This is a genomic window from Alcanivorax sp. (assembly GCF_040119285.1).
Lineage (GTDB): Bacteria > Pseudomonadota > Gammaproteobacteria > Pseudomonadales > Alcanivoracaceae > Alcanivorax.
Map to the genome: position 1 here is coordinate 197101 of NZ_JBEDTY010000032.1, position 15548 is coordinate 212648.

Sequence of the window (15548 nt, forward strand, 5' to 3'; positions counted from 1 at the left end):
GTCGGCTTACAGCCTTGGGTAAAACCGACCGCCGACGTGGTGCGGGATGTTTTGCCTTTCTTTGCAATGCGATGGCGTTGGGATGCGATATAACTCGGTGTAGTGATGGTTATTGTAATCTGAGCGTCTCAGCGGATGAATTCGGGCCGGGTTGCCGCTAGACTTAGCCCTTTTACTATTGGCGCCTGTTAGGGGCGTTTTGCCGTTGCCGGCGTAGAGACAGCAATCGTATGCGACTGAAATCAATAAAACTGGCCGGGTTCAAATCTTTTGTGGACCCTACCACCACCTATTTTCCGGAAAACCTCACCGCGGTGGTGGGGCCCAACGGGTGTGGGAAGTCCAATATTATTGACGCGGTGCGCTGGGTCATGGGGGAATCTTCGGCCAAGCACCTACGGGGTGAGTCCATGGCGGACGTGATTTTCAATGGCTCCAATGCCCGCAAACCCGTAGCCCAGGCGTCTATTGAGTTAATTTTTGATAACTCCGACGCCACCGTCACCGGTGAATACGGCAAATTCAACGAAATCTCCGTGAAACGACAGGTCACCCGGGATGGCCAGTCCAACTATTTCCTCAACAACACCAAGTGCCGGCGCAAGGATATTGCCGACATTTTCCTGGGTACCGGCCTGGGGCCGCGCAGCTACGCCATTATCGAGCAGGGCATGATTTCCCGGTTGATTGAAGCCAAGCCGGAAGAGCTGCGGGTGTATATCGAGGAAGCGGCGGGTATTTCCAAGTACAAGGCTCGCCGCCGCGAGACAGAGAACCGCATTCGCCGCACCCGCGAGAACCTGGAGCGCCTTACCGATATCCGCGATGAGCTGGCACGCCAGATCGAACGCTTGAGCCGCCAGGCCAGTGCGGCGGAGAAATACAAGCAATATAAAGAGGAAGAGCGGCTGAAAGGGGCGCAGCTCAAGGCGTTGCGCTGGACAGGGCTGGATGGGCAGGTCAAGCAGCTGGACCACGTGATAGGCGAACTGGACGTGTCCATGGAAGCGAAAGTGGCGGAACAGCGCCACGTGGATGCGGAAGTTGAGCGTTTGCGCGAGAAGCACCACGAGGTGCAGGAGCGCTTCAACGAAGTGCAGCAGCATTTTTACGCTCTGGGCGCAGAAGTGGCGCGCCTAGAACAGAGCATCCAGCATCAGCGTGAGCGCAAGCAGCAATTGTACGAAGAGCTGGATCAAGTTCGTGCCAGCTGGAAAGAGGCGGATGCACACTTGCGCATCGACAGCGAGAAAGTGGCTGAGCTGGACGCCATTCTGGCGGAGCGTGAGCCGGAACTGGAAATGGTCTCCGAGCAACAGGAAGCCTCCAGCGAAGCGCTGGCACTGGCTGAAGAGACCATGCAGAGCTGGCAGCAGGCGTGGGAAGAATTTAACGGCAAATCCGGCGAATCCCGCCGTCAGGCGGAGGTGGAGCAGTCCCGGATTCAGCATCTGGATAAATCCCAGGAGCGTTTGCGCGATCGGATTGACCGGCTGAAAAAGGAACAGGAGTCTCTGGATGCCGGCCCGCTGGCCCAGGAAATGCGCGAGCTGGAAGAGCAGGTTGAGCAATATCGCGGGCAGTCGGAAGAAAACGAACTGCGCAGCGAATCTCTGCAGGAAGAGATCAACCAGCTTCGCCGAGATAACGGTGATCGGGGGCGCCAATTGGATGAGGCCCGCGAAAAGCTGCAAAGCCTGAAGGGCCGCCGCAGCTCCCTCGAGGCTCTTCAGAAGGCGGCCATGGGGGATGATGGCGCGGTCAGCGACTGGCTCACCCGCCACGAGTTGGATGATGAGCCGCGGCTGGCGGACCAGCTGCAAGTGGCAGAGGGCTGGGAAAAGGCGCTGGAAGCGGTGCTCGGCGACAGTATTCAGGCGGTGGCGGTGAGCGGCTTTGACCAGCTTAGCGACTGGCTGGACGACCTGTCCCACGGCCGCCTGGCCTTGGTTAACCCGGGGGCGGTAAAGGCCGCGGCCGGCAGTAAGGCGACTCTATTGCGTGACCATGTTGAAGGCCAGGCCCCGGAAGGCCTGCTGGCAGGGGTTTACGTGTCCGATAACCTGGACGCGGCACTGACCCTGCGCGGGCAGTTAGAGGCCCACGAATCCGTGGTTACCCTTGACGGTATTTGGCTGGGGCCGGATTGGCTGAAAGTGGCCAAAGAGGAAGATCAGGAAGCCGGTATTCTCGAACGCCGCCGCGAGCTTGAGGCGTTGGTCGGCGAGATCGAGACCCTGCAGGCCACGGTGGATGACCTGAAAGAGCAGCTGGAAAGCACCCGCGAGCAAATTTCCGAGCTGGAAGAAGAGCGTGAAGAGGTGCAGCGACAAGCGAGCCGGATTAACCGGGAGCTAGGTGAAATCAATGCTCAGGTGAGTGCCCGTCAGGTGCGCCTGGAGCAGATTACCATGCGCCGTGAGCGTCTCAGCCGAGAAATGGATGAGACCAACGAGCAGCTGGAGCAGGAACAGGAACAGCTAAAAGAAGCCCGGGCAGTGCTGGCGGAAGCGCTGGACGCCATGGAAACCGACAGCGGTGAGCGCGAAGCGTTGCTCACCCGTCGGGATGCATTGCGTTTGAGCCTGGATGAGTCTCGCCAGAAAGCCCGCCAAGATCGTGACCAGTCCCATCAGCTGGCTATGGAGGTGCAGGGTGCTCGTACCCAAGCGGATTCGCTGCGACAGAATTTGAGCCGCCTGGAGGCGCAGGTGCAGATGATGGCCGAGCGCAAGGCGCTGCTCGAAGAGCAGACCAACGACGGCGACGAGCCGGGCACCGAATTACAGATGCAGCTGGAAGAAAAGCTGGAAGTGCGCCTGGAAGCCGAGCACAAGCTGGCCGAAGCCCGCCGCGAACTGGAAACCGTAGACCATGAAATGCGTAACCTGGAAGGCCAGCGCGGCCAATTCGAGCGTCAGGCCCAGGAAGTGCGCAGCACCATGGACCAGAAGCGAATGCAGTGGCAGGACCTGAGCACCCGGCGGCAAACTGTGGCAGAGCAGCTGGCCGAGCAGAACTTTGACCTGAAGACTGTGCTGGAAAACCTGCCGGACGAGGCGGATGAGCAGCAGTGGGCACAGGAAATGGACATGATCGGCCAGCGGATTTCTCGCCTGGGCCAGATTAACCTGGCGGCCATCGACGAATACCAGCAGCAATCCGAGCGCAAGAGCTATCTGGACAGTCAGAATGACGACCTGGAAGACGCGCTGGGCACCCTGGAAAACGCCATTCGCAAGATTGATCGCGAGACCCGGGCCCGGTTCAAAGAGTATTTCGATCGCATCAACCGTGGCCTGCAGGAGTTGTTTCCGAAAGTCTTCGGTGGCGGCCATGCCTATTTGGAACTCACTGGCGATGACCTGCTCGACACCGGTGTTACCATTATGGCGCGGCCTCCCGGTAAGCGAAACAGCACCATTCACCTGCTCTCCGGTGGGGAAAAGGCGCTGACCGCGCTGTCGCTGGTGTTCAGTATCTTCCAGCTTAATCCCGCACCGTTTTGTCTGCTCGATGAGGTTGACGCGCCGCTGGATGACGCCAATGTGGGGCGTTTCTGTAACCTGGTGTCGGAAATGTCTGCAAAAGTGCAATTTATCTACATCACACATAACAAGATTGCGATGGAGATGGCTGCTACCCTGATGGGCGTCACCATGCATGAGCCGGGTGTGTCCCGTCTGGTTGCAGTGGATGTGGAAGAAGCGGCCGAAATGGCGGCGATGTGAGGAACCAGTACCGCCCTAACGGAGCGGTACGTCAGCACAAGCAAGGGAAAAGAGGCAATGGGCCTGAACCTGGAAACACTGATTGGCATTCTGGTTATTTTGATCCTGCTGATTCTCGCCGATGGCATGCGGCGGATGATCAAGGAACGGCACGGGCGATTGCGCATGCGCATCGATCCACGCTACCGAGATCAGCCAGAGGAAGAAGAGAGCAAGGGTTCTAACCCGGAGCTGATTGGCTCTGCTCGCGTGATTCGTCGTGCTATGGAAGAGGATCAAGCGGAACGTCCGCCCATGGTAATGGAGCCGGATGAAGCGGCCGCATATCCCCGTACGGCTGAGCAGCAAAGTCTGTTCGAAGCCGAACAGGGGTCGGCGCCTCAACCGGGTGTTTCACCCGAGCCTCAGCCAGAGCTTGCACCGGACCCTAACCCGTCGGCAGTAGAGCGGCCGCCAGAATCGATTGCCGAACCCCGTGAGGCACCTCGCCAAGAGCCACAGGTAGAGCCCAAACCAGCACCGAAAGCGCCCCGCGAACCTCAACCTGTGCTGGAAGTGATCGTGGTACATCTGATCGCTTATCGCGGTGCGCCTTTTAATGGTAACGCCTTGCTACGCATGTTGCTGGAAGCAGGGTTGCGTTATGGTCGCATGAATATTTTCCATCGCCATGTAAGTGTGAACGGTGCCGATGAATTGCAGTTTTCCATGGCCAATGCGGTGGAACCGGGCACCTTTGATTTGGAAACCATGGAGAGCAAGACGTTTGCCGGGGTGACATTTTTCCTGAAGCTGCCAGGGCCTACCGATGCCATGGGGGCATTGGACAAGATGCTTTCCATCTGCCAACGGCTGGCTTCGGAGCTGGATGGTGAGCTCAAAGATGAACAGCACAGCGTATTGACCCCGCAGACCATGGAACACTTGCGTCAGCGTGTGCAAGAATTCGAACGGCGCCAACGGGTGCCGAATGCGTAAAAGCAGTTGCTAGTTGAACGTTTAACGTTGAAAAGCAAAAGCCAAGCCCAGTCTTGGCGCTTTAGGGGGCGTGCAGCGCAGATTGTCGGATCTCAACGGTACTTGTGTTTTGGGTTTCTCGCTGCGCCCTTACTGAAAATCGCTGGCATGGCCTTTCCAATAACGAGGCGACAGCCCGCGTTTCAACGTTAAGCTTTACGCGTTCAACGCACCCCGCCTTTTCAATCACTAAACTCTCACTGCTGCGACCACTGTGACGAATAACAACGATCCTTCCCTGCAAGCACAATCCCTCCGCGATCAGCTTAACGACTGGTCCTACCGTTACTATGTTCAGGATGATCCGGCGGTGCCGGATGCAGAATACGACAGAGCGTTTCGCGCACTGAAAGACCTGGAAGCGCAATACCCTGATCTAGTTACCGCAGATTCACCCACCCAGCGGGTGGGTGATGTGCCGTTGGATGCGTTTGAGCAGGTGCAACATGAAGTGCCCATGTTGAGCCTGGACAATGCCTTCGATGATGAGGAGCTGCGGGCCTTTGATAAGCGTATTCGTGAACGCCTGGATGTGAGCGAAATCATTGATTACGTGGCCGAGCCCAAGCTCGACGGGTTGGCGGTGTCGTTGCTTTATGAGAACGGTGAGTTGGTGCGGGCGGCCACCCGCGGCGATGGGCAAACCGGTGAGAATATTACCGTGAATGCCAGAACTATTCGCTCGGTGCCTCTTAAACTGCGTGGCAATGATGTGCCTAAGCGGTTGGAAGTGCGCGGTGAAGTGGTCATGCCCCACGCTGGCTTTGAGGAGCTTAATGCTCGCCAGCAAGCGGCTGGGCTAAAGCTTTTTGCTAACCCTCGTAATGCCGCGGCAGGGAGTTTGCGGCAATTGGATTCTCGCATCACTGCCAGCCGCCCGCTGGAATTTTATGCCTACTCCATGGCCCAGCTGGAAGGCTGGGAGCATCCGCCTACCCATTCGGCCATGCTTGATGCATTACGCGACTGGGGTTTACGCGTAAACCCGGAGATTCGCGTTTGTCACGGGGTAGAGGCCTTGCTGCGTTTTTATCAGGGCATCTTGGAAAAACGCGAGCATCTGGATTACGACATTGATGGTGTGGTGTACAAGGTAAACCGCTTCGACTGGCAGGAGGACCTGGGCTTTGTTAGCCGGGCGCCGCGCTGGGCCATAGCCCACAAATTTCCCGCCCAGGAAGAGCTCACCGTGCTGAACGGTGTGGATTGGCAGGTAGGCCGTACCGGGGCGCTGACGCCGGTGGCGCGGCTGGAACCGGTGCACGTGGGCGGGGTGATCGTTAGCAATGCCACCCTGCACAATATTGATGAAATTCAGCGCTTGGATATTCGCATTGGCGATACCGTGGTGGTGTACCGGGCCGGGGATGTGATTCCCAAGGTGGTGCGGGCACTGCCAGAGCGCCGGCCGGCGAATGCAGAAGACATTAGCCTGCCGGCTTCCTGTCCGGTGTGTGGCAGCGACATTCTGCGTGGCGACGACCAAGTCGTGGCCCGTTGCACCGGCGGGTTGATCTGTGGCGCTCAACAGCGAGAAGCCATCAAGCATTTTGCTTCCCGCCGGGCCATGGATATTGATGGGCTGGGTGACAAGCTGGTGGATGCGCTGGTGGATCAGGAATTGATTGCCACCGTGGCCGACCTGTACCGCTTGAAAGCTGAGCAGGTAGCGGGTCTGGAGCGTATGGGCGAGAAGTCGGCAGATAACCTGATTGCTGCGCTGGAAGCCTCCAAAACCGTCGGCCTAGGGCGGTTTCTTTTTGCGCTGGGTATCTTGCAGATTGGCGAAGAAACCGCCAAGAATCTGGCTGACTGTTTTGGCGATCTGGATAGCATTCGCCGTGCTCCGTTGCTGTTGTTGCTGGCGGTGCCGGATGTGGGCCTGGAAGTGGCCAAGGCCATCGGCGCTTTCTTTGCCGAAAGCGATAACGAGGCGGTGATCGACGGTTTGTTGGCGCAAGGGGTGAGCCCGCAGGCCAGCGGAGTGCCGTCCGCCACCTTTGTGAACAGCCTGACGCTGGCGCAATTGTTAAAGTCCGCCAAGCGATTGGGCATGAATCTTGATGGGATTGGTGACAAGTCACTGGACATGTTGGGTAGCCATTTCCGCACGGTCGCTGAATTGAGTGCGGCGGCGGCTGAAGGGGCCGGCGCCGAACCCAAGGGCGTGCGCTCCGGGGTTATGACACAGCTGGCCAAGGCGCTGGCGGAGAACGATTGGCAAGCGCGCCTGCTTGATGCAGAAAGTCAGATTGCTGATATGGCTGCCCGCGCACCGGCTCAGGCGAAAACACAGCCCCTGGAGGGCCAGACTTGGGTGCTTACCGGCACGTTGGAGCAGCTCACCCGTGAGCAGGCTAAACAGGCCTTGCAGCACTTGGGCGCCAAAGTGGCCGGGTCGGTGTCCAAAAATACCCATAGGGTGGTGGCCGGCGCATCCGCAGGCTCCAAACTGGCGAAAGCGGAATCGTTGGGCATTGAGGTATGCGATGAAGCTGCGCTACTGTCTTTGTTGAACCAGCACGGTATTGATCCGGGAGCGTTATGAAAATCTGGCTAACTCTGCTTTTGGCAGTACTGACCCTGAGTGGTTGTGCTGTCACACCGACCAACACGAATAATGTCTGTGCGGTGTTTGATCAGCGGGGTGGCTGGTTCAATAACTGGTACAAATACGCCAAGAATGCGGAAAAAGAGTATGGAGTGCCGGTGCCCGTGCTGATGGCAACGATCTACAAAGAGTCGGGGTTTAATGCTAGAGCGAAACCGCCGCGCACCAAGCTATTGGGTTTTATCCCCTGGAAACGTCCTTCGTCGGCCTATGGCTATCCACAGGCGCTGGACGGCACTTGGGACTGGTACAAAGACGCCACCGGGCGCCGTGGCGTAAAGCGCAATGATTTCAAGGATGCGGTGCGTTTTGTTGGCTGGTATCACTACCAGAGCTACAAGAAAAATGGCGTGGCCCGTAACGATACCTACAACCTCTATCTGAATTACTACGCAGGCCATGGGGGCTATGCCCGCGGCACCTGGAAAAACAACAAATGGATGAAAGGTGCAGCGCAACGCACCGCATCCACGGCGAACCGGTATCAGCAACAAATGCAGGGGTGTGGAAGGTAATAGCGATGATCGATGAATGTGGAATGGCGGGAGAATTCCTGCCTTGTGGCCGGGTGTGATTTGAGTGGTTCTCGATTTTTACTTGTCGCTGTAAGCTAGAGCTTGTCGCTGATTTTCCTGGGGTGTTTTTTGGATAACGAATCCATCGTTTACGGCTGTATCAAGCATTTACCGTTTGGTAATTTGCAGGAGCGTAAGACGAGTTGCTTTCAAAATCGCAAGGCCATTCGGCAATTACCGCAGGCGGACGAATGGCCGTTTCTGTGTCGGGAAATGTTTTCCGTCCCCGGAGACGATTTGATGGGCGGCACCTTCCAGACCCAAGTGATTCATTTTGGTATGTCTTACCGTGCGGTGGAGTACGAGTGGGAGCACTGGATCGCTAAATTTGAATCCCTGCTCAAGAATATGTACTGGGTGAATGCGGTGGTGCACCTGGAAACCGAATTGTCCGGGTTCCATACCTTCGTGTGGGACAGTGCCGACGTGTACCATGCACCCTCTGACGCGCCTTTACGAGTGCGTTGCGAGTGGGCCCGTGAAGGGGCTATTTCCTGAATTCTTGCTTCCCATACTAAGGCCTGTTTGAGTACCTGATTAGAGCCTTACCCCTTGTAAATACCCTTTTTCCGTTTGCCATTATTTCCTCTCTTGTTGATTGCATTCTTTTTTCCTTGCTGCATAGTCAGGTAAGAAAATCATAAAAGGTGAGGATGATGGCTCTCAATTATTCATTGCTTGATGTATTCGCTGGCGCACCATTTCAGGGCACTCAGGTGCCGGTGGTGATGTTGGATTCGGCAAGCAGTAGTGATGCCAGTAAAACGGCTATTGCCAGTGAATTTCAGCAAACTGAAACCGTGTTTATCGAGCCGGGAAATGATGCTTCGCCGGTGACGGTGTTTAACAGTAAAGGCAAACAACTATTCGGTGCCCACACCATTCTGGCAGCGTCTTATGTCGCTTATGAAATGGGGCTGACAAAAGATGAAGGGGAATTTGCGTCGTTCCTGCTGAAACAGAATGAGCAATTGATTGAGAGTTTTATTGATAAGGGCGATAGCTCGCCGGGAGCGATTCAGTTTGCGCGAGTGCTGAACCCGACAATCGACCGCTACACCCCGGAAGTTCCTCGCTTGGCGGCGGCGCTGAACATTGACGAAAAACATATTTCGTTCAGTAAGTACAAGCCGATGGTGGTGAGTGTGGACAAGCCCACGCTGATTGTGCCCTTTACTAAACCGGAACACGTACTGGCGGCGAGTCTTAACCCGGATCGCTGGTCGGATCTGTTCGGAGGTGTTTATACCTCGGAGCTGTTTCTATTCGCTCCGGGAACCATTACCGGGTTTACGGAATTTCATGGTCGGTTGCTAAACCCCTCGCTGCCCCGTGATGCGTTTCCGCCGATTGGTGCGGTGATGCCGGAATTTATTGCTTATCTGGCAGAACAGGGCGAGACGGCGCCCGGTACCCATACCCTGTCTGTGGATCGGGGCAGCCATGAAACCCGTAAAAGCATTCTCCATGCAGAATTCGATAAGCGCCCTGGCAAGGAGGTGCGCTGCCGCATTGGCGGTAACGTGATCAAGATGGGGACCGGGTCACTGCTGTATTCGTGACCCTGGGCTTATTCGTTACCCGAACGATTTTTCAGGTAGACGATGAATGCCACGGTGGCGATGACAGTAAGAAACAGCACGAAGGCTGTGATCAGTTGGTCGAGGGTCAAATTACTGAGCATGGGGCTTCCTTGGTGTATAGGTGAAAATGTATTTTCAAATTAGCATGGTCGCTCGCGTGTTGCATGACCAGTGACTGCCAGGCCTCTCCTGCAATGGGAGGAGGCCCGGTATTTGGGGTTATTCAATCGCGCAGAGTACGGCGCGGGTTTTGTCCCAGCCCAGGCAGCCATCAGTGATGGAGAGGCCATGCTGAAGCGGTTTCCCCTGGCCCTGTTTGCCGTCGTGGAGATGGCTTTCCAGCATGATTCCGGCGATGGCGGTTTGCCCTTGAGCTCGTTGTTGCAGCAAATCCTGTAGCACTGCAGGCTGGCGTAACGGGTCTTTGCCGCTGTTGGCATGGCTGCAGTCCACGATCAGGCGTGGGTTGCAGCCTTTGCTCTTGAGGGCGGCAGTAGCGCGCTGCACGCTGTTGCCATCGTAGTTTGGCCCATCGTGGCCACCACGCAGTACCAGATGGGTATCCAGATTGCCGGCGGTTCGTAGCAACGCGCTGTGGCCGTGTTCATCCATGCCCAAGTGGGTGTGAGGATGGATCGCCGCGCCCATGGCGTCACAGGCCACGTCAATGCTGCCGTCAGTGCCATTCTTGAAACCCACAGGCAGAGCCAACCCGCTGACCATTTCACGGTGGATCTGGGATTCTGTGGTGCGTGCCCCGATGGCGGCCCAACTAAGCAGGTCGCCTAGGTAATCCGCAGCCATGGGGTGCAGCAGCTCGGTGGCAAGCGGCAGGCCTAACCGGGCCAGGTCCAGCAACAGGTGGCGGGATACATTCAGGCCGGTGGCGATATCATTGCTGCCATCCAAATGTGGGTCGTAGAGCATACCTTTCCAGCCCACGGTGGTGCGGGGCTTTTCCACATAGGCCCGCATCACAATGAAAATTTTGTCGCCCAGCTGAGCCGCGAGTTCTGCCAGGCGGTGACCGTATTCCAGGGCGGACTTGGGGTCGTGAAGTGAGCATGGCCCGGTGATTACCAGCAGACGTGAATCTTTGCCATCGAGAATATTGCGAATCGTCTGACGGTGCTGCTCAATGTGTGCGGCGAGTGCGGTATTCACCGGCAAGCGCTCACGCAGTACCGCAGGGGAGGGCAGCGGCTGGCTGCGGCGTGGTGTCGCCTGGCGCGCTTGGGTTGGGCTGGCGGCGTTTTCGATATGTTGTGTGTTTACCTGTTGCATGGTCTTCCCTTATTGCGGCGGCGCGTTATCGTCGCGCGTGATTCGTCGATCGCTGTTCTGTGCTGTGCAGGTTCGGCCAGCGGCTAAATCGGGTTGTCAGATCGTTCGGTTGATAGCGATACATGCTGTTGGCCTTTTGGTGCTGTCTGTTGTTTGCGGCTGTATATCCGCCAATAAAAAACCCCGGGCGGGTTACCGGCCGGGGTTGGGTGTGTTCGGCAGGCGTCCCTTGACGGGCGCGCCTGGGTATTAATCAGGCGCGCGAGCGGCTAAACCAATACCCGTAATACGACGCAGCAGATACCGCCATACCGGCCACCGGGCCAGTCAGGGTACGTGTATTAAGCAATGCTGCGTGCATAGTCATGTCTCTTGAATCTGCTTCATTTAAGCCTAAAGGGTAGCGGCAGCTTGAGAATGGTGCAAGAGGCTGGGCCCATGTTACACGATAGCTGCTGGCTATTTCTTTATCCGGGCAGGGGTTTTCGCGTTCACCGCGCAACTTGGGGATAAGCGGCTTTGTTCTTCATAACAAACTCAGCGCTTGCGGCCCTCCCTTGTGCGCAGAACGCAAATTTGTTGGCGAAGTAGGTCTATGGTTTGCGACCATTACATAGAGTCTGTGACTGGGGCCTGGCTGAAGCTGAATCCGCGCTGAGAAATCCCTAACTCGGTGCACGGCGCGGCGCTATCCACTGCACTCTCGTCCTTGATGAATTTTCGGGGGGGGCTACAGCCCGTCGTGGACAGGCGGGCTGGCATCGATCGGCCGAATTTGTTTTCCTTTGAGGAACGACGGGGAACGGTGTCTCGGTATCCGGGGCAGTGGGGGATAGTATGAAACGATGGGTGCAGCAAGCGCAGCGATGCCGATGGGCGTTGTGGATTAGCTTGGCAATGTTGATGTCAACGAATGGGTTGGCTGCGCCGGCATTGGGGATGCCATCTGCCGGTTTGCGTTTGGATTTGCGCACCGATGTGGGCTGGGAAATGGCGTATTTTCGTTATATGGGCGTGGATTACAGTGAGGCATTGTTGGCCCTGGCTGGGCAGGGCGTTGATCTCACGATTCTTACCCACAAGATCGTTCCTCATCGCTGTATGCTCGATTTTTCCCATGAGTATTGCGATGACCGTGGGTATCCCGACACTTGGCAGCGAGCGATGGAGCCGGTGGTGTGTTCTGGGATCACTGCGGCCTCCAGGGCGTTGTTGGCAGGGGACCATGCCCGTGCCGAGCAACTGTGTGTCACCTTCCGTGGGGGCTTTTCCTCTCCGCCAAGTGGCGCGCATACGGCGCCCGATCTTGCCAGCCATTACCGCGCTCACATTGGCCAACCGGACAGTGGCGATGACCCAATGACGGTGGCGTTGACGGTGACTTTAACGCTGGATCGTGAGCAGCCGCTGCATCGCTTGTCGCCGGGCTGTTACGGTCCGGTTTGTGTTGGCGATCCCTTGTCCAGTGTGCAGGCGACGACCAAGGTGCCGCTGAATATCATTTCGGGGCAAAGTACCTGTGGCCGTGCGCGCAGTGCTATGTGGCCCGCGGGGCTGTCCGCTCAGTTCAGAAACAGTCGTATTGCCCGATTGGAGGTCACGCCGCCTTCGGATATTCGTACCGACAGCAATGTCGCGTTGGGAGAATCACCGGCCTTATACGCACTCTATGAGGGCGCGTTGGAGGAGACCTCGGAGGCCGGGCCCGGGGTATCGCCAATTAAGGCGGTGTACTGGCAAGTGCGTGGCGAGAAAGGTCTTCAATATACGCTCGACAGCGACCGGAAGATTATCGCCATGGCCTCGGGCGGTGAGGCGTTAATGGAGGATTGGCCGTGCCAATAGTGTGTTCACCATTGCCATTGCCATTGCCAATGGCAGGCTGGAGCGTGCGATGACGTTGTCAGCAGCAAGCCCCCAGAGGATGTTCAATGGCATTATTTTTGATCTGGATGGCACCCTGGTCGATTCTCGTCTGGACTTTGCAGCCATCCGTAAGGCTCTTCGTTGTCCGGAAGATGTAGGTGTTCTGGAATTTATCGACACGTTACCACCCAGCGAGCAGGCAGCTGCTCACGCTGTGGTGCTTGAATATGAACGTGAAGGGGCGCAACGGGCCACCTGGATACCCGGCGCAGAATCCTGCCTTGAACAATTGTCGGCAATGGGTATTCCTACGGCTATTCTTACCCGTAATGCCCGTGTCATTGCCGAGCTCACCGTTTCACGGCTGAATATTCCTGTGGAGCGTGTGCTGGCAAGGGAGGATGCTGCGCCCAAGCCGGCTCCAGACGGGCTGCTCGCTATTGCCCGTGAATGGAATATGGCGCCTGCCACCATTGCCTACGTAGGGGATTTTAAATATGACCTGCTGGCAGCGCGCAATGCTGGCATGGTTGGGGTTTACCTGGACATGGACGGCCTCAATACCCATGGCTATCTTGCAGACCGGGTTATCCGCCGGTTTGATGAGCTGTTGATAGGGTGAATTTTAACCGCGGACCGCTTGGCGCCAAACTCCAGAGAACGCGAAATCCTTTTCATCACCCACGTGAGCGTTGTGCTTGAGGGGTATTTTTAACTGCCTGTGCCCGTTATAGAAACCTGAGCGGCTTTCCTGCCGGGGTGCCGATGACCTGCTCGTCGAGCATGACAATTTGCCCTGCAATGATCGTGGCCGAAGGCCAGCCTTGCAGCATCATGCCATCGTAGGCGCTCCAGCCTGAAGGTGAGGCCAGTTTGCGGTCATCCACCGCTTGTTTACGTTGCATGTCTACTAAGGTCAAATCAGCATCGTACCCCACCGCAATTCGCCCCTTGCCAGCCATGCCGAACAGCCGCGCTGGCCCTGCGCATACCATATCCACTAATCGCGGGAGGCTGAGTCGTCCCTGGTTAACATGATTGAGCATCAAGGGTAGCAGTGTTTGGGTTCCGGTCATGCCGCTGGGTGAATTCGGATAGGGCCGCTGTTTTTCTTCTCGAGTATGGGGGGCGTGGTCGCTGCCGATGACATCCACGATACCGTTTTGTACCGCTTTCCAGAGCGCATCTTGGTGGCGTTGATCGCGGATCGGAGGATTCATCTGTGCCAGCGTGCCGAGCCGTTCGTAGCACTCCGGTGCCGATAGAGTGAGATGTTGGGGCAGCACCTCTACCGACACGCTGGACTTGTGATGTTGTACGAACGCCATCTCCTCGGCGGTAGATATGTGCAGCACATGCAGGGGTCGGTCAGCTTCTGCTGCCAGTGCGACAATGCGCTGAGTGGCTAACAGGGCGCTGTTTTCATCGCGCCAAACGGGGTGGGCTACAGGGTTTGCTGCTTCTTCAGCAAGGTGTCGGCGAGACAGTAAGCGGGCTTCGTCTTCAGCATGAACCGCCACTCGCCGGCGACCACGGCGGAGTATATTGCGTAACACGTCATCGCTATCGGCGAGCAAATCGCCAAATGAACTGCCCATAAAAATTTTTACACCGCTGCAGGCGGGTAAGCATTCCAGTTCTGCCAGCTGCTCGGCATTGGCGGCGGATCCGCCGATATAAAACGCGTAATTGCACCAGGCATCCCGTTCTGCAATGGCAATTTTGGCCTGCAAATCTTCCGCGTAGAGCGTTAAAGGCTGAGTGTTAGGCATCTCGAAGACACTAGTGATGCCGCCGAGAATGGCACCGCGTGTGCCAGCTTCCAGCGTTTCCTTGTGTGTCATGCCCGGTTCGCGGAAATGGACTTGGGAATCCACGGCGCCGGGTAAGAGGTGTAAGCCGCGGGCCTCGAAGATCGTGTCTGCCTTAAAGGGCTCGCCAATAGCCACAATGCGGCCATCACGACAGGCCACATCGGTTTCTTCAGGGCCACCAGGCAACAGGACCGTGGCACCTTTGATTAATAGGCTAGAGCTGTTTTCACAGTTCATTTTGAATCCTTTTATAGCCTTGAACGAGTTGCTGATTGGTATCGGATACACTTTCTGAAAACGCGGTGATGTCTTGGCTCACACGGGGAATGAGGCTGAGATCCGTGTCGGGTCCAATACGGCTGGTGGATGGGATATAAAAATTTGCGGGAAGCGTCATGCCGTCGATAACCGCATTGTGACGAATGGCGCAGCCGTCGCCGATAGTGCAGTTGAAAAGCACGCTGTTGAAGCCTACAAAAACGCTGTCTCCCACCTCACAGGGGCCATGCACGATGGCTCGATGGGCAATAGAGCTGTGCTTACCAATCGTGATGGGGCCTCCATCCTTGGAGTGCATGACGACGCCATCCTGAATGTTGGTTCCTTCGCCAATGAGAATGGGGTGAAGATTGCCTTGATCATCCGTTTCGTCCGCTCGAATGACGGCGTAGGGGCCGATAAAGACATGGCGACTTACGATGACTTTGCCACAGATGATAGCGGTAGGGTCGACGAAGGCGTCCGGATGAATATCCGGCAAGTCACCATTAGGGTTTTTACGAATCATTTGTTTCTTCCTTCGTCTTTCAGTGCCTGGTTAAACCAGGTTTTCGTCTGTTTCCAGTGCTCACGGCCGTAAAGCTCAATGAACTTGCGGGTCATGTGGTCATTGTCGTCGTCCAAAGCAATCAGCCTTTCGCGGATAAAACTTTCACCAAGAGGGATTCCGCATATTTCGGTAATGCAGTGGCGCCACTCGGTATAGGAGCCGGGCAGGGGAAAATTCACGGTTCTTCTCCACGAAGGTTGTTGATTAACGATGCAATGTTATAACATAACATAAAGGG

Annotated in this window: 12 protein-coding genes; 8 read left to right on the forward strand and 4 right to left on the reverse strand. The window is 56.5% G+C overall.

The window, feature by feature from the left end:
• Positions 1–230 precede the first annotated feature (230 nt).
• From smc to ABNH10_RS10385, 6 genes are all read left to right on the forward strand, one after another.
• Positions 231–3731 (forward strand): chromosome segregation protein SMC, encoded by a 3501-nt coding sequence (smc, locus tag ABNH10_RS10360; RefSeq protein WP_349385856.1) that lies wholly within the window; start codon positions 231–233, stop codon positions 3729–3731.
• 57 nt (positions 3732–3788) lie between these two features.
• Entirely contained in the window at positions 3789–4709 is a 921-nt protein-coding gene (gene zipA, locus ABNH10_RS10365; protein WP_349385857.1) for a cell division protein ZipA, read from the forward strand.
• Positions 4710–4962: 253 nt separating this feature from the next.
• The gene (gene ligA, locus ABNH10_RS10370; RefSeq protein ID WP_349385858.1) at positions 4963–7296 is read left to right on the forward strand and encodes an NAD-dependent DNA ligase LigA; all 2334 of its coding nucleotides are present in this window, start codon (positions 4963–4965) and stop codon (positions 7294–7296) included.
• The gene (locus ABNH10_RS10375; protein ID WP_349385859.1) at positions 7293–7874 is read left to right on the forward strand and encodes a transglycosylase SLT domain-containing protein; all 582 of its coding nucleotides are present in this window, start codon (positions 7293–7295) and stop codon (positions 7872–7874) included. Before ligA ends, ABNH10_RS10375 begins: the two co-directional genes overlap by 4 nt.
• A 129-nt stretch (positions 7875–8003) precedes the next feature.
• A complete protein-coding gene (locus ABNH10_RS10380) occupies positions 8004–8432 on the forward strand; it encodes a hypothetical protein (RefSeq protein WP_349385860.1) in 429 nt (142 codons plus the stop codon).
• A 158-nt stretch (positions 8433–8590) separates the two neighbouring features.
• Positions 8591–9496 carry a PhzF family phenazine biosynthesis protein gene (locus ABNH10_RS10385; RefSeq protein WP_349385861.1) on the forward strand — a complete coding sequence of 302 codons (906 nt, stop codon included), beginning with the start codon at positions 8591–8593 and terminating at the stop codon, positions 9494–9496.
• Between the two features lie 240 nt (positions 9497–9736).
• On the opposite strand, the gene ABNH10_RS10390 is transcribed toward ABNH10_RS10385, so the two are convergent.
• Positions 9737–10801 carry a 3-deoxy-7-phosphoheptulonate synthase gene (locus tag ABNH10_RS10390; RefSeq protein ID WP_349385862.1) on the reverse strand — a complete coding sequence of 355 codons (1065 nt, stop codon included), beginning with the start codon at positions 10799–10801 and terminating at the stop codon, positions 9737–9739.
• Positions 10802–11698: 897 nt separating this feature from the next.
• On the opposite strand from ABNH10_RS10390, the gene ABNH10_RS10395 reads away from it, so the two are divergent.
• Positions 11699–12646, forward strand: a complete 948-nt coding sequence (locus ABNH10_RS10395) for a hypothetical protein (protein ID WP_349385863.1) — start codon at positions 11699–11701, stop codon at positions 12644–12646.
• Position 12647: 1 nt separating this feature from the next.
• Positions 12648–13289 (forward strand): HAD family hydrolase, encoded by a 642-nt coding sequence (locus ABNH10_RS10400; RefSeq protein ID WP_349385864.1) that lies wholly within the window; start codon positions 12648–12650, stop codon positions 13287–13289.
• A gap of 106 nt (positions 13290–13395) precedes the next feature.
• Here the strand turns inward: ABNH10_RS10400 and ABNH10_RS10405 are convergent, their stop codons facing one another.
• From ABNH10_RS10405 to ABNH10_RS10415, 3 genes are read right to left on the reverse strand one after another with little or no spacing between them, the layout of a single operon-like run.
• Complete coding sequence (locus ABNH10_RS10405; protein ID WP_349385865.1) at positions 13396–14718, reverse strand: dihydroorotase; 1323 nt, start codon at positions 14716–14718, stop codon at positions 13396–13398.
• Positions 14708–15268 carry an LbetaH domain-containing protein gene (locus ABNH10_RS10410; RefSeq protein WP_011588963.1) on the reverse strand — a complete coding sequence of 187 codons (561 nt, stop codon included), beginning with the start codon at positions 15266–15268 and terminating at the stop codon, positions 14708–14710. The genes ABNH10_RS10405 and ABNH10_RS10410 overlap by 11 nt, the downstream gene beginning before the upstream one ends.
• Positions 15265–15489, reverse strand: coding sequence for a hypothetical protein (locus ABNH10_RS10415; RefSeq protein WP_349385866.1), 225 nt, complete (start codon positions 15487–15489; stop codon positions 15265–15267). The genes ABNH10_RS10410 and ABNH10_RS10415 overlap by 4 nt, the downstream gene beginning before the upstream one ends.
• Positions 15490–15548 lie beyond the last annotated feature (59 nt).